This window comes from Halobacterium salinarum DSM 3754 (assembly GCF_008124605.1).
Taxonomy (GTDB): domain Archaea; phylum Halobacteriota; class Halobacteria; order Halobacteriales; family Halobacteriaceae; genus Halobacterium; species Halobacterium salinarum.
Genome location: NZ_VRYN01000002.1, coordinates 412,676 through 434,330, shown reverse-complemented (window position 1 = coordinate 434,330; position 21,655 = coordinate 412,676). Strand labels below are relative to the sequence as shown.

General features: G+C 69.4%; 27 protein-coding genes. 12 read left to right on the top strand and 15 right to left on the bottom strand.

What is annotated here, in order from left to right; genetic code table 11:
• Positions 1-42 precede the first annotated feature (42 nt).
• From APQ99_RS07365 to APQ99_RS07355, 3 genes are read left to right on the top strand one after another with little or no spacing between them, the layout of a single operon-like run.
• Entirely contained in the window at positions 43-594 is a 552-nt protein-coding gene (locus APQ99_RS07365) for a GMP synthase subunit A (protein ID WP_010902125.1), read from the top strand.
• A gap of 6 nt (positions 595-600) precedes the next feature.
• Positions 601-2,475: a DUF2070 family protein gene (locus tag APQ99_RS07360; protein ID WP_010902126.1), complete on the top strand. Its 1,875-nt coding sequence runs from the start codon at positions 601-603 to the stop codon at positions 2,473-2,475.
• Positions 2,476-2,517: 42 nt separating this feature from the next.
• Positions 2,518-3,201 (top strand): MBL fold metallo-hydrolase, encoded by a 684-nt coding sequence (locus APQ99_RS07355; protein WP_049892481.1) that lies wholly within the window; start codon positions 2,518-2,520, stop codon positions 3,199-3,201.
• A 57-nt stretch (positions 3,202-3,258) separates the two neighbouring features.
• On the opposite strand, the gene APQ99_RS07350 is transcribed toward APQ99_RS07355, so the two are convergent.
• The 5 genes from APQ99_RS07350 to APQ99_RS07330 form a co-directional block, all read right to left on the bottom strand.
• Positions 3,259-3,498: a DUF3194 domain-containing protein gene (locus tag APQ99_RS07350; protein ID WP_010902128.1), complete on the bottom strand. Its 240-nt coding sequence runs from the start codon at positions 3,496-3,498 to the stop codon at positions 3,259-3,261.
• 6 nt (positions 3,499-3,504) lie between these two features.
• A complete protein-coding gene (locus APQ99_RS07345; protein ID WP_010902129.1) occupies positions 3,505-3,882 on the bottom strand; it encodes a prefoldin subunit beta in 378 nt (125 codons plus the stop codon).
• 123 nt (positions 3,883-4,005) lie between these two features.
• Positions 4,006-4,263 (bottom strand): KEOPS complex subunit Pcc1, encoded by a 258-nt coding sequence (locus APQ99_RS07340; RefSeq protein ID WP_012289126.1) that lies wholly within the window; start codon positions 4,261-4,263, stop codon positions 4,006-4,008.
• Positions 4,264-4,268: 5 nt separating this feature from the next.
• The gene (locus tag APQ99_RS07335; RefSeq protein ID WP_010902130.1) at positions 4,269-4,403 is read right to left on the bottom strand and encodes a DNA-directed RNA polymerase subunit P; all 135 of its coding nucleotides are present in this window, start codon (positions 4,401-4,403) and stop codon (positions 4,269-4,271) included.
• Between the two features lie 8 nt (positions 4,404-4,411).
• A complete protein-coding gene (locus APQ99_RS07330) occupies positions 4,412-4,699 on the bottom strand; it encodes a 50S ribosomal protein L37ae (RefSeq protein WP_012289127.1) in 288 nt (95 codons plus the stop codon).
• Between the two features lie 147 nt (positions 4,700-4,846).
• Between APQ99_RS07330 and APQ99_RS07325 the strand changes: the two genes are divergently transcribed.
• Positions 4,847-5,065, top strand: coding sequence for a hypothetical protein (locus tag APQ99_RS07325; protein ID WP_010902132.1), 219 nt, complete (start codon positions 4,847-4,849; stop codon positions 5,063-5,065).
• Between the two features lie 27 nt (positions 5,066-5,092).
• Here APQ99_RS07325 and APQ99_RS07320 read toward each other — a convergent pair whose 3' ends face one another.
• From APQ99_RS07320 to pth2, 3 genes are read right to left on the bottom strand one after another with little or no spacing between them, the layout of a single operon-like run.
• Positions 5,093-5,815: a DUF2103 domain-containing protein gene (locus APQ99_RS07320; protein ID WP_010902133.1), complete on the bottom strand. Its 723-nt coding sequence runs from the start codon at positions 5,813-5,815 to the stop codon at positions 5,093-5,095.
• Positions 5,816-5,867: 52 nt separating this feature from the next.
• Positions 5,868-7,172, bottom strand: coding sequence for a tRNA pseudouridine(13) synthase TruD (gene truD / locus APQ99_RS07315; protein ID WP_010902134.1), 1,305 nt, complete (start codon positions 7,170-7,172; stop codon positions 5,868-5,870).
• Positions 7,172-7,510 (bottom strand): peptidyl-tRNA hydrolase Pth2, encoded by a 339-nt coding sequence (gene pth2, locus APQ99_RS07310; protein ID WP_010902135.1) that lies wholly within the window; start codon positions 7,508-7,510, stop codon positions 7,172-7,174. Before pth2 ends, truD begins: the two co-directional genes overlap by 1 nt.
• Positions 7,511-7,593: 83 nt before the next feature.
• Between pth2 and APQ99_RS07305 the strand changes: the two genes are divergently transcribed.
• From APQ99_RS07305 to APQ99_RS07295, 3 genes are read left to right on the top strand one after another with little or no spacing between them, the layout of a single operon-like run.
• Positions 7,594-8,208, top strand: coding sequence for a YIP1 family protein (locus APQ99_RS07305; RefSeq protein WP_010902136.1), 615 nt, complete (start codon positions 7,594-7,596; stop codon positions 8,206-8,208).
• A 33-nt stretch (positions 8,209-8,241) separates the two neighbouring features.
• Positions 8,242-8,829, top strand: coding sequence for a dCTP deaminase (gene dcd, locus APQ99_RS07300; RefSeq protein ID WP_010902137.1), 588 nt, complete (start codon positions 8,242-8,244; stop codon positions 8,827-8,829).
• The gene (locus APQ99_RS07295) at positions 8,826-9,734 is read left to right on the top strand and encodes a thiamine-phosphate synthase family protein (RefSeq protein ID WP_010902138.1); all 909 of its coding nucleotides are present in this window, start codon (positions 8,826-8,828) and stop codon (positions 9,732-9,734) included. Before dcd ends, APQ99_RS07295 begins: the two co-directional genes overlap by 4 nt.
• On the opposite strand, the gene APQ99_RS07290 is transcribed toward APQ99_RS07295, so the two are convergent.
• The 6 genes from APQ99_RS07290 to APQ99_RS07265 all read right to left on the bottom strand — a co-directional run bounded on the left by APQ99_RS07290 (position 9,726) and on the right by APQ99_RS07265 (position 16,474).
• Complete coding sequence (locus tag APQ99_RS07290; protein WP_010902139.1) at positions 9,726-10,490, bottom strand: DUF7551 domain-containing protein; 765 nt, start codon at positions 10,488-10,490, stop codon at positions 9,726-9,728. The two genes, APQ99_RS07295 and APQ99_RS07290, sit on opposite strands and share 9 nt — an antisense overlap.
• 2 nt (positions 10,491-10,492) lie before the next feature.
• The gene (locus APQ99_RS07285) at positions 10,493-12,925 is read right to left on the bottom strand and encodes a DUF5059 domain-containing protein (RefSeq protein ID WP_010902140.1); all 2,433 of its coding nucleotides are present in this window, start codon (positions 12,923-12,925) and stop codon (positions 10,493-10,495) included.
• Between the two features lie 81 nt (positions 12,926-13,006).
• The gene (locus tag APQ99_RS07280) at positions 13,007-13,756 is read right to left on the bottom strand and encodes a 4-phosphopantoate--beta-alanine ligase (RefSeq protein ID WP_010902141.1); all 750 of its coding nucleotides are present in this window, start codon (positions 13,754-13,756) and stop codon (positions 13,007-13,009) included.
• Between the two features lie 39 nt (positions 13,757-13,795).
• Positions 13,796-14,635 carry a pantoate kinase gene (locus tag APQ99_RS07275; RefSeq protein WP_010902142.1) on the bottom strand — a complete coding sequence of 280 codons (840 nt, stop codon included), beginning with the start codon at positions 14,633-14,635 and terminating at the stop codon, positions 13,796-13,798.
• Between the two features lie 55 nt (positions 14,636-14,690).
• Positions 14,691-15,401, bottom strand: coding sequence for a phosphoglycerol geranylgeranyltransferase (locus APQ99_RS07270; RefSeq protein WP_136361081.1), 711 nt, complete (start codon positions 15,399-15,401; stop codon positions 14,691-14,693).
• Positions 15,402-15,502: 101 nt separating this feature from the next.
• A complete protein-coding gene (locus APQ99_RS07265; RefSeq protein ID WP_010902144.1) occupies positions 15,503-16,474 on the bottom strand; it encodes a transcription initiation factor IIB in 972 nt (323 codons plus the stop codon).
• A gap of 181 nt (positions 16,475-16,655) precedes the next feature.
• Between APQ99_RS07265 and rnhA the strand changes: the two genes are divergently transcribed.
• Positions 16,656-17,255 (top strand): ribonuclease HI, encoded by a 600-nt coding sequence (gene rnhA, locus APQ99_RS07260; protein WP_010902145.1) that lies wholly within the window; start codon positions 16,656-16,658, stop codon positions 17,253-17,255.
• Positions 17,248-17,799, top strand: a complete 552-nt coding sequence (locus tag APQ99_RS07255) for a DUF7108 domain-containing protein (RefSeq protein ID WP_010902146.1) — start codon at positions 17,248-17,250, stop codon at positions 17,797-17,799. The genes rnhA and APQ99_RS07255 overlap by 8 nt, the downstream gene beginning before the upstream one ends.
• A 56-nt stretch (positions 17,800-17,855) precedes the next feature.
• Here APQ99_RS07255 and APQ99_RS07250 read toward each other — a convergent pair whose 3' ends face one another.
• On the bottom strand, positions 17,856-18,206 hold the full coding sequence (locus APQ99_RS07250; RefSeq protein WP_010902147.1) for a PadR family transcriptional regulator: 351 nt from the start codon (positions 18,204-18,206) through the stop codon (positions 17,856-17,858).
• Positions 18,207-18,317: 111 nt separating this feature from the next.
• On the opposite strand from APQ99_RS07250, the gene APQ99_RS07245 reads away from it, so the two are divergent.
• The 3 genes from APQ99_RS07245 (at position 18,318) to APQ99_RS07235 (ending at position 21,642) form a co-directional block, all read left to right on the top strand.
• Positions 18,318-18,851: an inorganic diphosphatase gene (locus APQ99_RS07245; protein ID WP_010902148.1), complete on the top strand. Its 534-nt coding sequence runs from the start codon at positions 18,318-18,320 to the stop codon at positions 18,849-18,851.
• A gap of 261 nt (positions 18,852-19,112) precedes the next feature.
• A complete protein-coding gene (locus APQ99_RS07240; protein ID WP_010902150.1) occupies positions 19,113-20,228 on the top strand; it encodes a DHH family phosphoesterase in 1,116 nt (371 codons plus the stop codon).
• Between the two features lie 55 nt (positions 20,229-20,283).
• Positions 20,284-21,642 (top strand): alkaline phosphatase family protein, encoded by a 1,359-nt coding sequence (locus APQ99_RS07235; protein WP_010902151.1) that lies wholly within the window; start codon positions 20,284-20,286, stop codon positions 21,640-21,642.
• Positions 21,643-21,655 lie beyond the last annotated feature (13 nt).

Below are 21,655 nucleotides of genomic sequence, written 5' to 3'. Positions count from 1 at the left end.
GAACGAGTGGGTTTTTACGCCGGTGTTGCCTACCCGCCGGCAATGACGCACATCCTCGTCGTCGACAACCACGGCCAGTTCACGCACCTAGAGCACCGGTTGCTCCGTGACATGGATGGCGTGACCGTCGACCTGACCGACAACACCACCCCGCCGGCCGACATCGACGCCGACGGCCTCGTGCTCTCCGGTGGCCCCACCATGGCGGACATCGGCCACTGCCGGGAGTACCTCACACTCGACGTTCCGATTCTGGGGGTGTGCCTCGGCCACCAGCTGATCGCCGACGAGCTCGGCGGCCGCATCGAAGCCGGCGACTACGGCGGCTACGCCGACGTCACGGTTTCGATCAGCGACGCCGACGACCCCCTCGTGGGGTCGCTCGCCCCGGACACGCGCGTGTGGGCGAGCCACGCCGACGAAGTCGTCGCCGTCCCCGACGGCTTCACGATCACCGCCGAAAGCGACATCTGCGGCGTCGAAGCGATGGGCGACACCGACCGCGACCTCTACGGCGTGCAGTGGCATCCCGAAGTCGCACACACCGAGGAGGGCGAGGCGGTCTTCGAGAACTTCGTGGCCATCTGCGAGTAACGCCGCATGACCGAAACCCAGGGCGAACTGGCCAGCCTCTCGAAGTACATCTTCCGTGCTCCCCGCTGGTATTCCAGCGTCGCGCTCTCGCTGGTCATCGCGGCGCTGGCGGGGGTTGCGGCCTTCGATAGCCAGTACGTCCTGGCGGACGCCTGGCAGGGCGTGTTCTTCATCGGCGTCCCCACGGCCGTCGCGAGCATGGCAACGACGACCGTCGACCGGCATTTCGGCGGCCAGCTCACGTACAACCGCTCCTCGCTGCTCGCCGTTGCCTGCGAGATCGTCGTCGTCACCGTGCTGGTCGCCGCCGGCGTCGCCGCCATCCTCACACCGCGGCTCAGCCAGAACTTCGTGTTCGACGCGCTCATCGCGGCGCTCGCGCTCGTGTTCGCTGTCCGGTTTCTGGTCGTCCTGGCGGTGTCGCGGAACACGCTGGCAGTGTCGGTGCTGCCGGCCAGCATCCAAACCGCCACCGCCGGCGTGTTGTTGTTCGTCTACGGCGGCACATTGAACTACGTCACGTCCGGCGGCGGGTCGCTGCTGGGCGCGTTCCTCGCGCGGCCCTCGCATGCACCCCCCGAGATCCAGTACGCGTTCGCCCCCCGGGATTTCCTGTTGTTGGTTGCGATGACCGCGCTGTACGGCTCTGTGGCCTACGGGTTCGTCGTCGTCATCGACCGCCCGTGGCAGCGCAGCCTCGGCGTGAGCGTGCTCGACTTCATCGGCGGGTTCATCGGCCACATCGCCGAGGGCACTCGGGAGCTCGAGGACTTCTTCGAGCAGATCGGCGAGGAGGCCGTCGTCCCCGTGACTGTGCTGTCGTTCCGCCGCACGAGCGACGAAACCGAGAAAGCGCGGTTCGTGTTGCCGATGATCCACCCGGGGCCGATGGGCGAGATCGGCGGCGGCAACCTCCCCCAGCGGGTCGCCGACGCCACGGACGGGCTGGCGTTCCCGCCCCACGCAACCGCCGGCCACGACTTCAACCTCGTCACCGAGCGCGAGGTCGACACGCTCGTCGACGCCGCCGCCGACGCCCACGACCGCATCACGTACACCGACACCGCGACCGCGCCGGTGCGGGCCACCGACGGCGAGGCCACGCTTTTCGGGCAGGCCTTCGACGACGACGCGTTCCTCGTCTCGACGTACGCCCCCAACTTCGCCGACGACATCTCGTACGCCGTCGGCCTGTCGGCGGCCGCCGAAGCCCGCGTCGCGGGACTGGAGACGGTGTTGCTGGCGGACGCGCACAACTGCAACAACGGCCTCGACGGCGACGACCTCGGCCACATCTACCCCGGCAGCGAGCGCTCGTTCCAGCTGATCCAGGCCGCCGGCAGCGCCGCCCGCGACCTCGCCGATGCACCCGAGCACGCGCTCCGCATGGGGGTCGCCTGGGACCCCACCGACTGGCAGCCATGCGACGGCATCGGTCCCCTCGGCGTCCGCGTCGCCGTCGTCGAAACCGGCACCACGCGCACCGCCTACGTGCTCATCGACGGGAACAACATGGAACCGGGGCTCCGCGAGCGCCTCCTGGACGCCGTCGGCGGCCTCGGCATCGACCACGCCGAAGTCATGACCACGGACACGCACATCGTCAACACCGTCGAGTCCTCGAACCAGGTCGGTGCCGCCATCGACTGGGGTGCCCTCACCGACGTGGTCGTCGCGCTCACTGAAGCCGCCACGGACGACCTCGACCCCGTCGAGGCCGGCGTGGCCACCGAGCGCGCGGAAGTCACCGTCTTCGGCAACGACCGCACCGAGACGCTTGCCAGCCACGCCAACGCCGTCATCGCGATGGGTGGCGCCGTCGCGGGACTCGCCGTTCTCGCCACGGTCACCATCAGCGTCCTCGTCTTCTTCCTCACGTAGCCCGCCGAAACACTCATGGCACTCCGTCTGGCAGTTCCGGCAATGACGGCGCAGTTGCCACCCGGCGTGACACACGTCGACTGTTCGACTCTGGACATGCCGAACGCCTACGTCGTCGTCGACGACAACGAGACGACGCTCGTGGACGCCGGGTGGCCGGGAGACGAGCAGACCGTCCGAGACGGCCTGCACACTGCCGGCGTCGAACCCGGCGACATCGACCGCGTGCTGGTGACCCACTACGACGCCGACCACGTCGGCACGCTCGCGCGACTCACGCCGGCACTGGACGCCCCGGTGTACGTCCACGAGCGGGACGCGCCGTACGTCGCTGGCGACCGACTGCCGCCGTGGACTGCTCGGAACGGCATCGGGGCGCTCCACCGGCTCTACTATCGCCGGCTCGACCTGCCGGATCTCCCGATTCGAGCCGTCGTTGACGGGGATGATATCGGCGGCTTCCACGCGTACCACACCCCCGGTCACACGCCCGGACACGTCGCCTACGTCCACGAGGATCTGTCCGTCGCGTTCCTCGGTGACCTCGCCTATGGACTCGGCGACAGGCTGAAGCCCACTGGCTGGCTCACGAGCTCCGACGCCGCCGCGGTTGAGTCCAGCGTGCGGTCGCTGTGTCGTCGTGCGCCCGCCTTCGAGTACGCGTGTCCCGGACACGGACCGCCGCTCCCCGACGGCGACGACCGGCTCGCCGAGGCACTCCCGTGAGCGCTAGCCGAACGCCGCCGCTGGTTGGCGTGGCGAACGGCGAGAAGTTCTCCCCGCCTACTCGTCGGCGAACAGGTCGTCGACGGCTGCTTGCGCGGCGAGCGCGCCGTCGTCCGCGACCTGCTCGACGTCTGCGTCGGCGTCCGGTGCCCGGACGTAGATGTCCACGTCCAGGACGCCGTCCTCGAACGTCACCGTGATATCGAGGTCGTCCACGTCACTGGTCCGCAGCCGGTCGAGGACGAGCCCCTCGGCGGCTTCGGCGGCCGTTTCCACGACCTCCTCATCGTTCGGCATCGGTCGTTACGCGCCCGGACCGCCGCCCATCGCGCCGCCCGCACCGCCGAGCATGTCCTGCAGCTCCTCCTGGAGGCTCTCGAACTGCTCCTGCACGCGGTCCTCCTGCTTCTGGAGGGTTTCGACGCGCACTTCCAGGTCGCTGACCTTCTCGTCGAGGTCGTCGTGGGCGTTGTCGTACTCCGTTTCCACGAGCAACTCGCCGACCTCACGGTACATCGTGGTCGACTCCTCGATGTCGCCGAGCGCGTCCAGGGCCGTTTCGGCCTCGGACAGCTGCTGTTCGGCCTGCTGTTTCTGCGTGGCGACGTTCTGCGCTTTCTCCTGCAGATCCTGGAGCTGCTCGAGTTTCTCCTGCGCTTCCGGTGGTAGGTTACCCTGCATACGTATCCGGTTGCGCGCCCAACGGAAAAACCCCCGCTTTGTGGTTGCACACCGGACCTGGGGGTGTGACAGCCCGAGCCGCCGGATCGGATGGGGTTCGTGCGTCCCACGCTACGCCCCGAATCAGGGTCCGGCCGCGGACGGAGCGGCCGCTCGTTCGGCCACCTCGACGAGCGTCAGCCACGTGTTCTGGCCGGCACGCAGCGCCGTCAGGTCGGTGGCGTCGACGACCACGGTCACCGTCGCGCCGTCGCGGCTGACCGTCGCCCGGCTGCGCTCGCCGTCGATGTCGCCCGCCGACACGGCGACGCTGCTGGCGACGATGGACGCAACCGCCGTCGAATCGTACCGGAAAACGAGCTCCGTCGAGTGCGACGGCACGTCGGTTACTGGACGCTGACTTCCTTCACGTCCCGGCTGCGCTCTTTCAACAGCACACGGTGCCCGCAGTACGGGCACCGCACGCCGCCGTATTCGTCGAGTTCGACGTCGCGCTTGCACCGCGAACACTTATACGACATCTGAACTGTTACTCGCTGTTGCTGTCGCCGGTTTCACCCAGGGCGGTCCGGATCGAGCGCGTGACCGTCTTGCCGCTGGGCGTCTGGGGCTGGTAGGCACCGCCGGCGTACTTGTAGCCGCATTTCCCGCACTGCCAGATGCCGGTCCCCTCGCGGGAGACGGCCTCGGACCCACAGTCCGGGCAGGCGTGGTCTTCGTTCATCGTGCCCTCGATGTCGGAGACGCGGCGGCGCGAGACGCGCCCGTAGCGCGCACCGAACCGGCCGGCGCTCCCGGTGGAGCTCTGGTTAGCCATAGTGCCAGCGTCTACCGCCGTCGCGTACATAAACGCTACGAGTTGTGTGGGCGAACGCAGTGGCACCACGCCAAACCGGCTCGGAGTACACAACGCCCCTGCCCCACCGAAACGATTACATCGACGCCGTCGTGACCTGCACTTGACATGGTCTCCGATTTCGTTCGCGTCTACGGCTCCCTCCTCACGATCGCGTTGTGGGCTGTCGGCGCGTTCTTCGTCGTCGCCTTGTTCGTGTCCGTCGAGTGGACGATCGACACGATCGGCCTGCCCGGGCTTGCCGTCCTGACCGTCGGCATGCCGATCCTGGCGGTGCTCTCGTACCTGACCGACCTCCCCGGGAACGTCCGCGAAGCGTTCGCGTAGCGCCCGTGGCCACTCCCGGCCGCGTCCTCACTCGCGGAGTGATTCGTCTTCGAGCGCGTCGTTGAGATCGGTGCGAACGCGCTCGCCGGTGTCGCGGCTCATCGCCGTGGTGACCACGCGGTTCTCCTGGACGCTTGAGCCGTCCCGCACGAGCAGCCGGAGGTTGCCGTTGGTGTCGGCGCGCGTGACCTTCGCGCGGACGCCAGTGCGGGAGCCCGAGCCGCCGGCGTCGATGGGGCCGGGAATGACCTTCTTGACGTTCGGGTGGCCCGCAATCGTGCGGATGGCTTGCTGGCCGTCGCGGTCGCCGATGAGCGTCGAGTGGCGGCCACCGATCTTCTCCCGGACGGGCTTCTCGACGACGTCCAGGGCGCGGTCACCGCGGCGATCAAGCACCGACGCCACGGGGTCGTCGGGCTCGACACGGTAGACGTCGTGGTGGAGATCCGCGCGCACCGCCCGGATCACCTCGTGAGCGCCCGCGACGAAGACGTCCTCCGGGCGCTTCCTGCGGATCTCGTCCGCGATGCGTCCGGCGAAGTTCCGCAGCTCGATGACGCCGGTCTCGTCGCCGTCCTCGGGCACGGTCGTGATGTCGGTGCGGCCGACGACGTCCTCGTCGGTCAGAAACGTCAGCGTCGCCCGGTCGCGCCCGCAGTCAGCCACCACCGCGTCGCAGTTCTCGGTGCGGCACACCAGGCAGTAGTCGCCCGGTTTATCCAGTGGCGTGCCACACCGCGAACAGTCCATGCCCGATGGGACGCGGCGCGACCGCAAAAACCCGGTGTTTCAGCCACCCCGCTCAGAGGGCCAGCGGGCTGGGTTTCAGGAACTCCCGCAGGACGACCGTGGCGTAGCTGCCGGAGGGCAGCGCGAACTCGAAGGCCAGCGGGTCGTGACTGACCGTGAGATCCGGCCGGAGGAGTATCGCGCGGCGACTGCCCGCCGAGTCGAACTCGCCGGGCAGGTCGAAATCCGCGCGCGAAAGGCCGAGGTCGTCGAGGACGCCCCGAGTGATCTCCCCGGGGTCGCCGTCCGCGAACTCGGTGTCGGTGCCGACGAGCGGCGCGGTGACGAACGCGCGGCCGCGCTCGCAGTGCCGCGCCATCACGTCCACCCGGGAGTCGGTGACCCGCTGCTGGCGTGCGGCGTCGGGCTGGGCGACGGCGGCGTCGGCGTCGCTGTCCGCGAACCACACCACGTCGCCCGCGACCGGCTCGCCGAACGGCAGCCCGCGCGCCATGCGCTCCGAGACGATTCGGTTGAAGACGTACGACTGGGCGGCGTGCACGAACAGCTGCTGGAGGTTCGACGGGAACGTCTCGACGGCGTCCCGGAAGCTCCCGCCGTCGGCCAGCTCGTGCAGCATGGTGCGCTCGTAGCGCAGGCGCTGTGGGAACTCCGCGAGCGCGCCCGTCCAGTCCCGCGTTTCCGCGACGTACTCGCGGGCGCGCTGGGAGTCCGCGGGTTCGTGCTCGGTGGGCGCGCCCAGGTACGCCATGGCGGCCGCCTCCCAGTCGTCGCGCAGGATGGCGAGCCCGACCTCGTGGGTGACCGGGCGCTTGCTCCCGAAGCGCTGTTGGCCGAAGTAGTTGGGCGTGCCGACGGTTCCGCCGCCGAACGCCGCCAACTCGTCGGCGACGGCGGCGGCCCGCTCGGGGGCGTCGGGGTCCCGCACCACGATCTCGAAGGCGTTGCCGGCGAGATCCCCGAACTCCAGGCCGCGGCCCGCCCGCCCGACGACCTCGATGTCGGCGTTCCGGATCTCCGGCACCTGGGCGGCGTCCAGATCGCGGACGGCGAACAGCTGAGTGGTGACCGCGTGGCGGTCCTTGGTGCCCGCCCACCGCACGCGCTCGCGGCTCATCCCGACGGTGTTGGCGAGTTCGCGGGCGAAGTCGTTGGTGTCCCACTCGTGGAGGGTCGCACGCACCACGAGCCACGGGTAGTCGCCGGTCGGCGCGTCCGCCGGCTGGGTGTCGAACGCTTCGAGTTCGCGCACGCGGAAGTCCGCCGGGGAGTCCCGCAGCCGGCCGCCAGTGCCGTCGCTGTCGCTCGCGTAGTACGCCATCCCGACGGCGCGCTCGATGGGGTGTGCCTCGCGCATCAGAACAGCGAGAGGTCGCCCGTGATCTGGTCGACGTCGGCGTCGGGCGCGGGCCCGATGGCGAGCGCCGTCGGCGTCCCCGGCTCCAGTTGGGTGCGGCCGGCGTCCGAGATGAGCCCCGTGGGCAGCCCGGCGCGTTTGGCTTCCTCGGAGCGCTCGTAGAGCTCGCGCTCGCTGCCGACTTTCACCACGACTTTCGTCTGCCCCTCGTCTTTCCACCGGCGGACGGCGCGATCGTCGGTGTACTCGTAGGCGTTCAGCGAGGCGTGGGCGACCTGCGCGGCGAGCTTTCCCTGCCCCATTCCGATGTCCGTGCGGGCGGCGATGACCTGTTTCATGGCCGGACGGACGGCCGGCTCCGGCATAGCCCTGGCTACTCGCGGCCGAAACCACTACGTCGGTCCACCCTGCAGCATTCGGCATGGCTCCCCGCACGCCCTTCCTCCACCCCCGCGAGTATTTCGACCAGCACGGCTTCGACCTGCGGCCGGCGGCCGTCGTCGCCGGCGTCGCGGCGCTCTCGCTCGCGCTCGTGCTCATCGGCTTCGGCGTCCTGCTCTCGAACAAACTCGCCGCCGCCGGCGGAGCCGACGCCGCCAGCACCATCTGGCCCCTCGTCGGGGCGTCCATCGTCGGCCTCGTGTTGGCGATGGCCGTGGGGTGGGTGCTGATCGCGGGCGTCCTCCACGTGTTCGCGCGCGCCATCATCGGCCACGACGGCCGGTTCACGGAGACGTTTGCGATCGTGGGGTGGGGGACCGCGCCGACAGCGCTGACCGGACTGGCACTGTTCGTGGCGCTCGCGGTCGCCGTCGACGGCGCAACCGTGTCCTCGCCGGAGCTGTTCCTCGAACAGTTCCAGGCGACCCTCCAGCAGACCAGCGCCGTCCGGACCGCGATCTCGTTCGCGGTGGCGGGCTGGCAGACGTACCTCTACGCCCACGGTCTCGCGGTGGCCTTCGACGACGACTCGGAAGCACCGTGGCTGGCGGGCGGCGTGATCGCCTACGGCAGCTGGCTGTTGACCCTGTTCTGAAACCTTTAGGCATCCCGAGCACACTGTTCGGGTATGATACTCTCCGACCAGGACATTCTCGCACGCCTGGCGGACGGTGACCTCGCCATCGAGCCCCTGGAGGACGTCGACCTCCAGGTGCAGCCGGCGAGCGTCGACGTCCGTCTTGGCCGGCGGTTCCTGGAGTTCGAGCGCGCCAACGTCCCCTGTATCCATCCGAACCGCGAGGACGAAGTCGATGAGTACGTCACCGAGACCGTCGTCGAGGACGGCGACGAGTTCATCCTCCACCCCGGGGATTTCGTGCTCGGCACCACCAAAGAGCGCGTGGAGGTGCCCCGGGACCTGGTTGCGCAGGTCGAGGGGCGGTCCTCGCTGGGCCGCCTCGCCGTGGTGGTCCACGCCACGGCCGGTTTCATCGACCCCGGGTTCAACGGGCGGGTGACGCTTGAACTCTCGAACCTCGGGAAGGTGCCGGTGGCACTCACCCCCGAGATGCGCATCAGCCAGCTCGTGTTCACGGAACTCACCAGCCCCGCCGACCGGCCGTACGGCGACGAGCGCGGGTCGAAATACCAGGACCAGGACGGCCCACAGGCCTCCCGCATTCGGGGGGACCGCGAGTTCGGGGGGACACAATGAAGTTCATCGAGGAGGTCGTCGTCGAGGAGTTCCTGCCGACGTTCCGGTCGCTGCTGGCGGCCGACCTGCGGGAGCGCGGGCTCACCCAACACGAGGTCGCCGAACTGCTCGGGGTCAGCCAGTCAGCGGTCTCGAAATACGCCCACGGCGACGTGACCACCGACGACGAGATCGCCGCTGACGACCGCGTCCAGGAACTCGTCGAGCGCACCGGCAGCGGGCTCGCAACCGGCAACGTCTCCCAGGTGCAGGCGCTCGTGGAGGCCGAGGTTCTCGTGCGGGAGCTGTCCACGAGCAGCGACATCCTGGCCGAGCGCCACGAGGCCGCCAACCCCGCGCTGGCCGACTACGACGGCGATTTCACCGTTCACGACGCGGACAGCGAGGTGCGGGTGCGCGAGCACGTGTTGTCGTCGGTGCGCCGTGGGGTGCGCATGCTCGAACGCACCAGCGGCTTCGCCACCCAGATCCCGGCGGTCGGCGCGAACCTCGTGGAGTGTACGCCCGAGGCGGACACCGTCGAGGACGTGGCCGGCGTGCCGGGTCGGGTGCTGGACGTGATGGGACGCACCGAGATCCCAGCGGAGCCCGAGTTCGGCGTGAGCGCGTACGTCGCAACGGTGTTGTTGGACGCGCGCGCCGCCGGTGTGGACGCCCACGCCGCGCTCAACATCGCGTACAGTGCGGACACGGTCGCCGCGCTCGCGGACGCAGGCTACGCCGTGGTCGAGTTCGAGCCGGAGGGAGAGTCGACGACCGACGACCACCACATCCGGGACGCGGTCCGGGACGCCGACGCCGTGGACGTGCTCTATCAGACCGGTGGCTACGGCGTCGAACCGATCGTCTACGTGCTCGCGGAGAACGCGCCGGACGCGGTGCGGATGGCCCGCGGCCTACTCTGAGGCCGCCGTCGCGAGCCCCGCCGGACCGCCGGACGGCTGCACGTCGATGCGGTCGCCGATCGGCGCGAACGCGGGCGCGTCGACGGCGTGGGTGGCGAGCAGCGCAACCGCAACCGGAAGGGTCACTGCGCCGCGGTCACCCGTGGATTCGGCGGCGAACCGCCACCCGCCGTCGGTGCACGTGATGCTGCTGGCGAGGTCCGCGGCGGCGACGGTCGCAAGCGCTTCGCCCGGCGTGGCGTCGGTGGTCACGAAGTCGACGCGGTCGGCGGCGTCGCTGAGGATCGCCTCCTGGGCCGCCGGCGCGAGGTGTTCGTCCAGGGCGTCGGCGGCACAGGACAACAACACCATCGAGAGATCGTCGACGTCGGTGGTCGCCTCCGCGGCGGCGAAATACCCGTCGAGCACGGCGCGCTCGGCGGCGTCGCGGTCGGCCGCTGACAGCGCCTCGAACACCGCGCCGACGATGTCGTGGCAGATGTCCGAGCGGTCCGGGCCGTCGGTCGGCGACGGCACGGGCGCGCCGTGGACGACCAGGTCGTATTGGGGGGCCCAGGGGTCGTATCGCGCCAGCGTCTCCCGGTACGCGGTCGCCAGCGAGAGCGCGTCGGCTGCCGTGTCGCGGTCGGCGAACCGAAGCCCCGCCACGGGGAACGGTTGCTCGCCGGTCCGCGCACACGCAACGACGAATCTGCCGTCCGACTCCGCGAGGCCTTCCAGCCGGTCGCGGATGGTAGCGAGGTCGGTTCCAACCATTGTCACTCCTCGACGACGATCGTGCCTTCCATCCCGAGGTTCTTGTGGGGGATGCAGTAGTACTCGTGCTCGCCGGTGGTTTCGAACGTGTGGACGTACGATTCGCCCTCGGTGACCGCGCCCTTGCCGTTCGCCCAGCCGGTCTTGGCCGCGTCCTGGCTGTCGAAGCCGCCGGACGCCCAGTACGTTGCGTCCGCAGGGATGTCGTCCTCGTAGGCCGTGACTGAGTGCGCCTCGCCGTCGGCGTGTGTCCACGCGACGGTGTCCCCGGCGGACACGGTGAGCTCCGCGGGATCGTACGCGACCGCGTTCATGTCGATCACGTGGTCGGCGTCATCGGGGACGCCGGAGACGACGTTCGGCCCGCCGCTCAGCTCGGGCTGGGAGTCGCCCTCACCACTGGATGCGGCGTCGCCGACCGGGGCCGCGCTGGCGTCGCCCGCCACCGCGAACTGCGCCCGCAGGGACGCCCGCCGCACCACGGAGACGTCGCCGGTCCCGGACTCCAGGCCGCTGGCGTACGTCTCGAACGACGACTCGAACGCCTCGTAGGCGTCGTGGTCGGCCTCCTCCAGCGGTTCGTGTGCGCGCGCCCCCTCGAAGTCACGGAGCGCGCCCCGAGCCACGGCCGCCGCCGCCGCCGTGAGGTCGCCGCCCGCGTTCCCGATCACGTCGTAGACCGCGGTCCTGGACTGCGCGCCGAAGCCGGTCGCGGCGTCGAACACGCTCCCGCCGTCGCTCGCCGTCGAGGACACGCCAACCAGCGCCTCCTCGAAGGCGTGGTAGGTTTCCTCGTTGCTGGCTTCGACGGCCTCGTGGAACCCGCCCGCGCCGCCCTCGAAGTAGGCCATCGCGTCGTCGGCGACCGTCGCCGCGCGCGTCCGGTCGTCCAGCGCCGCCACGCCGGCGGCGTCGAACGCGCGGGCGGTGATGGTGACCGATTCGCCGCCCGCGACCCGCGCGGTCGGCGCGATCTGCGCCGCGAACTCCGCGAGCGCGGATCGCGCGCCGTCGAGGTGCGTCGTCACTGCATCGTCGTTGCCGTTCCGCATCGCCGCCGGCAGCGCGCCCACGTGTTCGTCCTCGAACGTCTCGTAGAGGGATTCGCTGGTGGATTCGAGGGTCTCGTGTGCGCCCAGCTCGTCGCGCTCGAAGCGCTTGAACATGGCTTCGACGCTCGCGGCGGCGCGCTCGGCGTTGCCGCGATGGTACTGCTCGCGGGCGTCGCCGAGCAGCGCGCGGAGGAACCCGGTCTCCAGGATGACCGCTTCGGTGTCCGTGGTCAGCGCCTTGATGCCGGCGACCAGGTTGGTGTCGACCTGCGAGAGCGCATCCGAAACGCCGCTGCCGGCGGTGATCGCTTCCTGGAGCGCTTCCACGCCGCCCTCGAAGCCCTCGTAGGCGTCGTGGTCGGTCTCTTCGAGGGGTTCGTGGGCGGCCGCGCCTTCGAAGTCTTCGAGCACGCTGATCGCCATCGATGCGGCCGCGTCCGACGCGCCGGCGTCGGCGACCCACGCGGCGTCCTGGGCGCGCGCCCGGTACGCCGACAGCACGGCGGCGTGCCCGAAGTCCGACGACGGGCCACCCATCGCGTTGAGCGCGGCGGCGTCGTACGCGCGGGACTGGAGGCTAGCGATGTGGCCCGCTTCGGTGCCGGTGGTGTCGGCGATCGCGTACGCACCGTCGACGGCCGCCGACACGGCAGTGGCGGCGGCGGAGTTCGCGTCGTCGGCGTTGCCGCGCTGTCCGGCCGACAGGGTGTCCCCGAGCCCGCTCTCGAAGGACTCGTAGGCGTCCGTGGCTGCGGACTCCATGGCCTCGTGGGCGGGCGCGGTTTCGAACGCCGAGAGGGCGGTGTTGGCGGCGACCGCGGCGGCGTCGGCCTGACCGGCGGCGGCGAGCGCGCGCGCGGTCGCGGCGTGGTCGGCGAACGCCAGCGCGTCCAGGGCGTGCATCGCGGTCTCCCCGACGAGGCGCTGTTGGGCGTCCCGCAGGTTCGCGGCGGCGGATTCGGCCTGCTCGATCGCACTGGCGCTGTCACCCTCCCTGAGCGCGTCCCGGACGCCGATCGCGGCCTGCTCGAAGCCCTCGTAGGCGCTCTCGCTGGTCGTTTCGAGGGTCTCGTGGGCACCGTGTTCGCCGCCGGCGTTCTCGAAGTCCTGTTCGAACGTGGTGGCGGCGAGCTGTGCGCCCACGTCGGACGCGCCGTGTGCGCCCAGCGCGGCGGCGTCCGCGAGGCGCGCACGGTAGACGTTCCACTGGGCGGCCACGGCGGCGTCGACGCCGACGTCGTCGCCTCCGTCGTCACCGCTGCCGGCGTCGGCCGCCGTCGTCGCGTCGCCGTCGGTCGTGCCTCCCGAGTCGCTGCAGCCGGCGAGTCCGACTGCGGCGAGTGCTGCCCCCGTTGCCTGTAGGAATTCTCGTCGTCGCTGCATAGGGTTTAGGGCAACCTAAAGATTCAAAAGACGTTCGGTTTTTGGCTCACCAAAAATAGTGTACGTCAGCGCGCTCTCACCCTACGCGCCACCACTCATACCGCCCCTGATTCGCTCCTCTGCCGCCCGCAGGGCGGCCTCCCGGTCGAACTCTTGGATGCACTCCTCACGGGCAGCATTCTCTGCTTCTGACAGGTCACGCGCGTGTGCTGTGATGTTCGGCACCGCCCGTACCACGTTGTCGATGATCGGCACCGACGCCGCCTGCGCGGACCGCGACAGCGGGTTCAGGTCGATCACCAGCTCCGTCTTCCCCATCTCGGCCAGCGCCGCCGCCCGATCCCCGTCCTCCAAGGGCACCAACACCACGTCGGCGTCGTAGATCCCGTCGCTGTCGACGGTCGCGCGCTCGTGGTCCAGCCCCGGGATCCGCGCGTCCGCCTTCGTCCCCAACACCCCACTCGCGCCGTGCTCGCGCAAGTGGTCCGCGATCCGCTCGACGCGCTCCTCGGTCCGATTGAACAGGTTCACCGCCAGATCCGCGCCGGTCGCCGCCGCCAACGCCACGAGCGCGTCGGGCACGAGCGCGGCCACGTTCCCGTTGACCGACACCACCGGGTGGTCCGCAGTCAACAACTGCGCGGCGGCCGCCCGCTCGGCGGCGTCCGCGCTGGGGATCGTTTCCTCGCCCAACAGGTAGTCGTACGCCTCCCCGCGGCCCTGCGCGATCAACCCCTGTCGGCTCGTGATACCGTCGTCCACCCCGTCCTCGATCCGGTGGCGGGTCACCAGCGAGTCGTGTCGCGGGTGGTCCTCGGGAATCTCGGTCATACCCCACCAACACCGTTGGCGGGCAAAAATCGCCCGCTCTCACCGCAGCGACGCGCCACCGTGATGGATCGCACACGACGCCGCGTCGTACCCCGCGTCGCTCAACCCCGTTCCGAGCGCGAACACCGTCCGCCCGAGCATCGCCATCGCGGCCTCACCGCCAGCCGCCTGGACCGCCGCGATGGCGTCCGCGACCGCCGCATCCACCAGCCCCGCCGCCCGCGCGAACCGCCGCGACGCCGCGACGAACTCGGCCACCGTCGGATCCGCGCGCAGCGCCGCCAGCGCGTCCGCACCGGCCGCCGACAGCGCGTCCGTCTCCCCACCGATCACGTCACTGGTCGACAGCCCGCCGAACGACACGTACTCGATGCGCCCGCTCGCCGGCACCCCGTCCAGGCTGCCGTGGGGCGGCGCTCCCGGCTCCACCCGAACGGGAAGCCCACCGCGCGCCTGCGCCACCACGTCGCCAAGCCCCGTGCCCGCCTCGGCGTCAGCCACGTGGGCCACCTGCACCAACTCGTTCTCCGAGCACCCACACCCGAACACCTCGTTGGCCGCCAACGCCGCCGCCAGCGCGGTCGCACCCGACACGCCGAACCCCGCACCCAGCGGCAGCGGCGTCTCCGCGGTCACGCGCGCGGTCACGCCAAGCGCATCGAGGACGCCCCGCACGCTTGCGATCTCCGTCGGCGTTCCGTTCAACACCACGCCCGTGTTCTCGGCCCGCGTCACGGTGACGGTGACGCCCGCAGAGAGCGCGACTCCCGCACCCCGAGACCCCGACGCGACCGCCGCCTCGGTCGCGCCCGTGTCCACGCTGAAAAACCCCGTCACGTGCCCCGGCGCGAACGCGACCGCCGACTCACCGTCGCTCATTGCACCGCTCTCGGCGACGCGGCACTGTAAGCATTACAGTCTCGGCACGCGCCCCTCACTCCTCGGCCTGTGCGTCCCGGACCCCCGGTACGGTCTCTCTGACGGCGTCCACCCCGGCCTCGTGTACCAGATCCCCGACCACGATCGTGTCCGCGTGTGCGCCCATCCGGTACGCCGCGTCGTAGCCGTCGATCCCACCACCATAGAACACGGCCGCGTCGTCGACCCCGCCGGCGGCCGCCTCGACCACCGCCGGATCCCCCAGCGTCCCCGAATACTCCACGTACACGACCTCCTGGCCGAGCAACCGCTCAGCCACGGTGGCGTACGCCCCCACCTCGTCGGCGTCCAACCCGCAGTCCGCGCCGGTGTACTCGGCCACGCTCGCGTCGGGGTTCATCACGATGTACGCCTCCGTCGTGGTGCGCTCCCAGTCGAGGTCCGCGATCCGCACCCACTCCTTGTGCGCGCCCGTGATCCAGAACGGATCCCCGGCGTTCAACACCACCGGCACGAGATAGCCGTCCAGGGCTTCGTCCTCGACGACGACGGCGGGGTTCGACGGCTCCTGATACAGCGGCACCTCGTGTGTCCGACACGCGTCGATGACGCGGCGCATCTTCTCGGTGGTCACGTCGAGTGTTCCGCCGATCTCGATCGCGTCCGTGCCCGTCTGCGCGATGTCGTCGAACGTCTCACCGTCCACCAGCGACTTGTCCGGATCGATCTTGAGGACGTGATCCCAGTCCGCCCACGGCGCAGTCATATCTACGGCGTTCCCGTGGCGTCCGCAAAACCCCTTCGATGCGCCCATTCACCTCCGAAACGGCGGAACACGGGGCCACGTGGGCGGCCCACGGCCAGGGCTCAGCCGTGAATACCCATCGCTTCGATCTGCTCCTGGTAGCGGTTCCGGATGGTGACCTCCGTCACCTGCGCGACGTCGGCGACCTCGCGTTGGGTCTTCTTCTCGTTGCACAGCAGGCTCGCGGCGTAGATGGCTGCGGCCGCGTATCCGGTGGGTGACTTCCCCGAGAGCAGTCCCTCCTCGGCGGTCGTCTCGATGATCTCGTTGGCTTTCGATTGGACCTCCTCGGTGAGTTCGAGTTCAGAACAGAACCGCGGCACGTACTTCTTCGGATCGACCGGCTTCATCTCCAGGCCGAGCTCCTGGGAGATATACCGATACGTGCGCCCGATCTCCTTGCGCTCGACCCGGGATACCTCCGAGATCTCTTCGAGGCTGCGCGGAATGCCTTCCTTCCGGCAGGCCGCGTACAGCGCGCTCGTGGCGACGCCCTCGATGGATCGACCCCGGATCAGGTCCTCTTTGAGCGCGCGCCGGTAGATGACTGATGCGACTTCCCGCACCGACCGGGGCACGCCGAGCGCCGACGCCATCCGGTCGATCTCCGAGAGCGCGAACTGGAGGTTGCGCTCGCCGGCGTCTTTCGTTCGGATTCGTTCCTGCCATTTCCGCAGTCGGTGCATCTGCGAACGTTTCTTCGAGGAGATAGAGCGGCCGTAGGCGTCCTTGTCCTTCCAGTCGATCGTCGTGGTCAGTCCCTTGTCGTGCATCGTCTGGGTCGTCGGCGCGCCGACGCGGGACTTCTCCTGTCGCTCCTGGTGGTTGAACGCCCGCCACTCCGGACCGGGATCGATCTGCTCTTCTTCGACGACGAGGCCACAGTCGTTGCAGACCAATTCCGCGCGGTCCGAACTCTTCACGAGGTTATCCGAGCCACACTCCGGGCACTCCCGCACCCCCTCCTCGGAGTCCTCCTCCTCCTCCTGCTTTGCCGCCGTTTCTCGCTCCCGCTGGCGGGTGGACCGTGTCATCGCATTTTTATATTAGTGTCGCGCACACTCATAAATCCATTGGCAGTATTGAGCGGTCTTCAATCCAACACAATACCACGCGGTTGTCGGCGAGAACGACTGGCTCAGCCGCGTTTCCCCGCGCCAGGCACGCCGCCCCGAACAGTAACCCATAAACGGGACGCGGGGTGACCTGACTTCAATGCCAGTCGTCGAGTGCGACATCCAGACCGCCCGCGCGGCGTTGGCCGACGCCGGCGCATCGTTCAGCGACGGGAACTCCGAGCACGAACTGTGGCACGCCGACCTCGGGGACGCCCACGCCGTCGCCTACGCGGACAAACTCGTCGTCCAGGGGGGGTCGCCCACTGACATCACGGCCGTCGTCCAACCCGACCGCGGCGGCCGCGTGCACGCCTACTTCGACGGCGCAAGCCGCGGGAACCCCGGCCCCGCCGCGGTCGGCTGGGTGCTCGTCTCCGGCGACGGCGGCATCGTCGCCGAGGGCGGCGACACCATCGGCCGCGCCACCAACAACCAGGCCGAATACGACGCCCTGATCGCCGCCCTGGAAGCCGCCGCCGACTTCGGGTTCGACGACATCGAACTCCGGGGGGACTCCCAGCTCGTCGAGAAACAGCTCACCGGCGCGTGGGACACCAACGACCCCGACCTCAGGCGGAAACGAGTGCGCGCCCGCGAACTGCTCACGGGGTTCGACGACTGGTCGATCACCCACGTGCCACGGGCGACCAACGAGCGCGCCGACGCCCTCGCCAACGAGGCCCTCGACGATGCCTGAGCTGCCAGCCGACGCGGCCGCCGAGGCACAGCGACTCACGCGGCTCGCCCGCGACGCCACCGACCCCGCCGCCGCCGACGCCTACCGCGACCGCCGCGACGAACTGCTCGCCGACCACGGCTTCCTCGCGCGGGTCCGTGACGCCGACGCGACGCTGGTCTGCTATCCCACCGACTGGCTCACCGACGGCACCGTCCACCCCGGCGACATCGACGACCCCGACCGCGCCGTCGAACGGTCGCTCGCCGGCGGCGGCGAACAGGGCGACTACGAGCACGCCGCCGCCCGCAACGCCGCCATCGTCGACCGCGTTGCGGCCGCCCACGACGACGTGCACGCCCAGAACGCGGCCGCGTTCGCGGCGTTCATGAACAACCACTACGCGCGCCCCATGGACACCGCGACCGACGCGGAGCGCACGCGGTTCCGCGAGGAGTTCTTCCCCCGGAACGCGTGGCCCAGCGCCGACCAGCGCGCCGCCATCGAGGCGTCGCTTGCGATCATCGACGACATCGCAGCCACCACCGACGAGGACACGGCGTAACGCCGCTGCTGGGGGTGTGGTGTGTGCTGGAAAAACTGCCTGGGGATGCCCAGTCCTCAGTCGTCGGCGACGATGGTCTCGACGCGCTCGCGGCGGTCGGCGTCGGCGACGAACTTCGAGAGCGTCCATTCGAGGTCGTCGACGACCGCGTCGAAGCCCTCGTTGGTGAGCGCGTACTCGTTGGTCCGTTTGTCCAACTCGGACTTCTCGACGAGGCCCTTGTTGACGAGATCGTCGAGGTTCGGGTACAGACGGCCGTGGTTGACCTCCTCGCCGTAGTACTCTTCGAGCTCGCGCTTGATTGCGAGACCGTATCGGGCTTCCTCGCCGAGGACGGTCAGGATGTTCTTCTGGAACGCGGTCAGGTCACGTGCGTCACTCCGTGCATCGGGTTGCGCCTCTGACATAGCTGAAGTGAAGTGGCCCGGACATTTAAACACTTCTCACCTGACTCCCCGTTTCGCGGCCGAACGGCGATACGAAAACCCTTTTTCGGCGCGCCCCACACCTCCAACAGCATGGCAAACCTCTGGGAAGACCTCGAAACCGGACCCGACGCTCCGGACGTCATCTACGCCGTCGTGGAGTGTCTCAAAGGCGAGCGGAACAAATACGAATACGACAAAGACATCCCGGGCGTGGTGCTTGACCGCGTGCTGCACTCGAACGTCCATTACCCGTCGGATTACGGGTTCATCCCGCAGTCGTACTACGACGACGGCGACCCCTTCGACGTGCTCGTGCTCGTCGAAGACCAGACGTTCCCCGGCTGCGTCATCGAAGCGCGCCCGGTCGCGCTGATGGAGATGGACGACGACGGCGAGCAGGACGACAAGGTCATCGCCGTCCCCGAGGAGGACCCCCGCTACGACGACGTCGAGGACGTCGACGACCTCACCGACCAGCAGAAAGCCGAGATCGCGGAGTTCTTCGAGACGTACAAGAACCTCGAAGCGGACAAGGAGACGGCGGTGCTCGGTTGGGGCGACGCGCAGGCCGCCAAAGACGCCATCGAGCACGCTCAAGACCTCTACGACGAGCAGTTCGCGTAACGCCACCCCCGGCGTATTATTCCGGCGCATCTCCCTCCCAGCGCGGATTTGTCAAGCGCATGGACGATTACTTGAGGCGTGCAGCCGTACGTTCAGTCGCAATGAGCACTGACACTCCCACGGTCGGCGTCGACCATCCCACGGTCGTCCCACTGAACTTCGACGCTGACGCCGCGGACACCGCCGACGCCGACGCGGACACCGATCACACCCACTGACCCGGGATAAGCTACTTAACGGTTCGCGGTGACTCTCGCCCACATGCTCCCTGAGGTGGGCCTCCTCGCGCCACGCTCCCTGGCAGTGCTCGCCGGCGTCGCCGCCGCCGTCGGCGGGATCGGCGCATACGTCGTCCGTCTCCTGATCCGCCGGCGGCGGGCGGCCACCACCACCAACGACGACTACGCGCGACTCCGCGACGCCATCGCCTCCGTCGAATCCGTCGCGTTCGTCGTCCCCGAGAACCCCAGCGTCGACGCGCTCGCCGCCGCAACCGGGCTCTGTGACCTCTGCGAAGAATGGGGTGTCACGGGACGCGTGTTCGCCGAAGGCGACGTCACGAGCGACGACGCCAAAGCCTTCTGCAACCTCTTCGACCTCACGCTCGGCATCGCCGACGACCCACTCGACGACTACGACGGCGCCGTCGCGGTCGGCGGCGGCGGCACCGTTCCGTCGTTCGCCAACCAGCCGCCGGTCGTCGCGGTGATCCGCCACCGCCCCGCGGCCGTCGACCACCCACTCGTCATCACCGGCAGCGACGCCGGTGCGACCGCGACCATCGTCTCCCGGTTCTTCGAGCGCGCCAACCACACCCCCGACCAGGACGTCGCAACCGCCCTCCAGCACGGCATCCGAGCCGCCACCCGGGAGTTCCGCCGCGTCCGGTCGGCCGACGACTTTCGGGCGGCGACGTTCCTCGAAGAGTTCGTCGACCAGGGCACCATCGACACGCTGCGCGCCCCCGGCATGAGCGGGGAGACCTTCGACGTGATCGGGGCGGCCATCGAGAACCGCGAACGCCGCGCCAGCTTCGCGGTCACGAACGTCGGGTCCGTCCCCGCAGTCAGCTCCCTCGAGGAGGCCGCCGACACCCTGTTGCGCCTCGACGGCGTGTCGTCGGCGGCCGCCTTCGGCGTCCACGAGGACACCGTCGTGACGGCGTGTCGCGCCGACGACGTGCGCACGAGCGCCATGGACGTGTTGGCGTCGGCGTTCGACCACCCCGAGGGCCTCGGCGGGGACACCGACACCGCCACCGCGCGCGTCCCACTCGGCCTGTTCAGTCGCGTCAGCGCCGACCGCAGGGCGACCCTCGACGACCTCATCGACGCCAGCACCCGGAAAGCGTTGTTCTCGGCGTTCGAACACGCGTAGCCGCCGTTCGTCCCTGGAAACCAACGTTTTAGTGGCGGAGCGGAGACGGTTCGGTATGGGTCTGTTCGACCGACTTCGCGGAAGCGACGCTGGCCGGGTTGCGTTCGTTGGTATCGACGGCGTGCCGTTCAGCCTCATCCGCGATCATCCCGATACGTTCCCGAACCTCCACGACGCGATGGCCGCGGGGTCGGGCGGCGCTATCGAGAGCATCGTTCCCCCGGAGTCCAGCGCCTGCTGGCCCTCGCTGACGACCGGCGTCAACCCCGGCGAAACCGGCGTCTACGGCTTCCAAGACCGCGAAACCGGGAGCTACGAGACGTACGTCCCCATGGGACAGGACGTGCAGGCGACCCGCGTCTGGGATCGCGTCACCGACGCCGGCCGCGACGCCACCGTGATGAACGTCCCGGTGACGTTCCCGCCCCAGCGCAACGTCCAGCGCATGAGCTCGGGGTTCCTCTCCCCGGACATCGAGAAGGCCGCCCACCCCCCCGAGTTCGCGGACGCCCTCGAAGCCACCGACTACCGCATCGACGTGAACGCGAAACTCGGCCACGACGACGACAAAGCCGCGTTCATCGAGGACGCCCATGAGACCATCGACGCCCGCCAGGAGGCGTTCCTGGAGTACATCGACGCCGACGACTGGGACCTCTTTTTCGGCGTGTTCATGTCCACGGACCGCGTCAACCACTTCCTGTTCAAGGACTACGAGGAACACGGCGACAACGAGGCGGCGTTCTTCGAGTTCTACGAGAAAGTGGACCGCTACATCGGCGAGATCCGGGCGGCGATCGCCGACGACGTGACCCTCGTGGTCGCCTCCGATCACGGGTTCACCAGCGAGGACTACGAAGTCCACTTGAACTCGTGGCTCGCCGACCAGGGCTGGCTGTCCTTCGACAGCCCCGATCCGGAGGGGCTCGGCGACATCAGCGACGACACGCAGGTGTACTCGTTCATCCCCGGGCGGTTCTACCTCAACCGCGAGGGCCGCGAACCCCGCGGGAGCGTCGCCGCCGACGACGCCGACGCGGTGCTTGCGGAAGTCAGCGACGCGCTGACCGCGCTCGAATCGCCGGACGGCCGGCAGGTCGTCGATCGTGTCGTCGAGGGCGACGCCGTCTTCGACGGCGACCACGACGCCATCGCGCCGGACCTGGTCGCCATCCCGAACCACGGCTTCGACCTCAAAGCCGGGTTCTCGACGCCCGGCGACGTGTTCCGCCACGGCCCCCGCAACGGCATGCACTCCTTCGAGAACGCGACGCTGGTCACCGACGCCCCCGACGTGTCGATCCCGTCGTCGACGAACCTCTACGACATCGCGCCGACGCTGCTCGACCTCATGGACGTCCAGTACGACAGCCGCGAGTTCGACGGCGACACCCTCGTGACTGCCGACGACTGACCGTCGCTGTCTG

What these genes read in the sequence shown, in the direction of transcription:
- APQ99_RS07255 (WP_010902146.1), top strand. Translation starts at nt 17,248, where the DNA reads ATGCCTGAGCTGCCAGCCGACGCGGCCGCCGAGGCACAGCGACTCACG.
- APQ99_RS07305 (WP_010902136.1), top strand. Translation starts at nt 7,594, where the DNA reads ATGGCTCCCCGCACGCCCTTCCTCCACCCCCGCGAGTATTTCGACCAG.
- APQ99_RS07290 (WP_010902139.1), bottom strand. Translation starts at nt 10,490, where the DNA reads ATGGTTGGAACCGACCTCGCTACCATCCGCGACCGGCTGGAAGGCCTC.
- APQ99_RS07235 (WP_010902151.1), top strand. Translation starts at nt 20,284, where the DNA reads ATGGGTCTGTTCGACCGACTTCGCGGAAGCGACGCTGGCCGGGTTGCG.
- APQ99_RS07345 (WP_010902129.1), bottom strand. Translation starts at nt 3,882, where the DNA reads ATGCAGGGTAACCTACCACCGGAAGCGCAGGAGAAACTCGAGCAGCTC.
- APQ99_RS07320 (WP_010902133.1), bottom strand. Translation starts at nt 5,815, where the DNA reads ATGGACTGTTCGCGGTGTGGCACGCCACTGGATAAACCGGGCGACTAC.
- APQ99_RS07245 (WP_010902148.1), top strand. Translation starts at nt 18,318, where the DNA reads ATGGCAAACCTCTGGGAAGACCTCGAAACCGGACCCGACGCTCCGGAC.
- APQ99_RS07275 (WP_010902142.1), bottom strand. Translation starts at nt 14,635, where the DNA reads ATGAGCGACGGTGAGTCGGCGGTCGCGTTCGCGCCGGGGCACGTGACG.
- APQ99_RS07280 (WP_010902141.1), bottom strand. Translation starts at nt 13,756, where the DNA reads ATGACCGAGATTCCCGAGGACCACCCGCGACACGACTCGCTGGTGACC.
- APQ99_RS07330 (WP_012289127.1), bottom strand. Translation starts at nt 4,699, where the DNA reads ATGGCTAACCAGAGCTCCACCGGGAGCGCCGGCCGGTTCGGTGCGCGC.
- APQ99_RS07335 (WP_010902130.1), bottom strand. Translation starts at nt 4,403, where the DNA reads ATGTCGTATAAGTGTTCGCGGTGCAAGCGCGACGTCGAACTCGACGAA.
- APQ99_RS07355 (WP_049892481.1), top strand. Translation starts at nt 2,518, where the DNA reads ATGACGGCGCAGTTGCCACCCGGCGTGACACACGTCGACTGTTCGACT.
- pth2 (WP_010902135.1), bottom strand. Translation starts at nt 7,510, where the DNA reads ATGAAACAGGTCATCGCCGCCCGCACGGACATCGGAATGGGGCAGGGA.
- APQ99_RS07285 (WP_010902140.1), bottom strand. Translation starts at nt 12,925, where the DNA reads ATGCAGCGACGACGAGAATTCCTACAGGCAACGGGGGCAGCACTCGCC.
- APQ99_RS07270 (WP_136361081.1), bottom strand. Translation starts at nt 15,401, where the DNA reads ATGACTGCGCCGTGGGCGGACTGGGATCACGTCCTCAAGATCGATCCG.
- APQ99_RS07295 (WP_010902138.1), top strand. Translation starts at nt 8,826, where the DNA reads ATGAAGTTCATCGAGGAGGTCGTCGTCGAGGAGTTCCTGCCGACGTTC.
- rnhA (WP_010902145.1), top strand. Translation starts at nt 16,656, where the DNA reads ATGCCAGTCGTCGAGTGCGACATCCAGACCGCCCGCGCGGCGTTGGCC.
- APQ99_RS07250 (WP_010902147.1), bottom strand. Translation starts at nt 18,206, where the DNA reads ATGTCAGAGGCGCAACCCGATGCACGGAGTGACGCACGTGACCTGACC.
- dcd (WP_010902137.1), top strand. Translation starts at nt 8,242, where the DNA reads ATGATACTCTCCGACCAGGACATTCTCGCACGCCTGGCGGACGGTGAC.
- APQ99_RS07240 (WP_010902150.1), top strand. Translation starts at nt 19,113, where the DNA reads ATGCTCCCTGAGGTGGGCCTCCTCGCGCCACGCTCCCTGGCAGTGCTC.
- APQ99_RS07265 (WP_010902144.1), bottom strand. Translation starts at nt 16,474, where the DNA reads ATGACACGGTCCACCCGCCAGCGGGAGCGAGAAACGGCGGCAAAGCAG.
- APQ99_RS07360 (WP_010902126.1), top strand. Translation starts at nt 601, where the DNA reads ATGACCGAAACCCAGGGCGAACTGGCCAGCCTCTCGAAGTACATCTTC.
- APQ99_RS07325 (WP_010902132.1), top strand. Translation starts at nt 4,847, where the DNA reads ATGGTCTCCGATTTCGTTCGCGTCTACGGCTCCCTCCTCACGATCGCG.
- APQ99_RS07350 (WP_010902128.1), bottom strand. Translation starts at nt 3,498, where the DNA reads ATGCCGAACGATGAGGAGGTCGTGGAAACGGCCGCCGAAGCCGCCGAG.
- APQ99_RS07365 (WP_010902125.1), top strand. Translation starts at nt 43, where the DNA reads ATGACGCACATCCTCGTCGTCGACAACCACGGCCAGTTCACGCACCTA.
- truD (WP_010902134.1), bottom strand. Translation starts at nt 7,172, where the DNA reads ATGCGCGAGGCACACCCCATCGAGCGCGCCGTCGGGATGGCGTACTAC.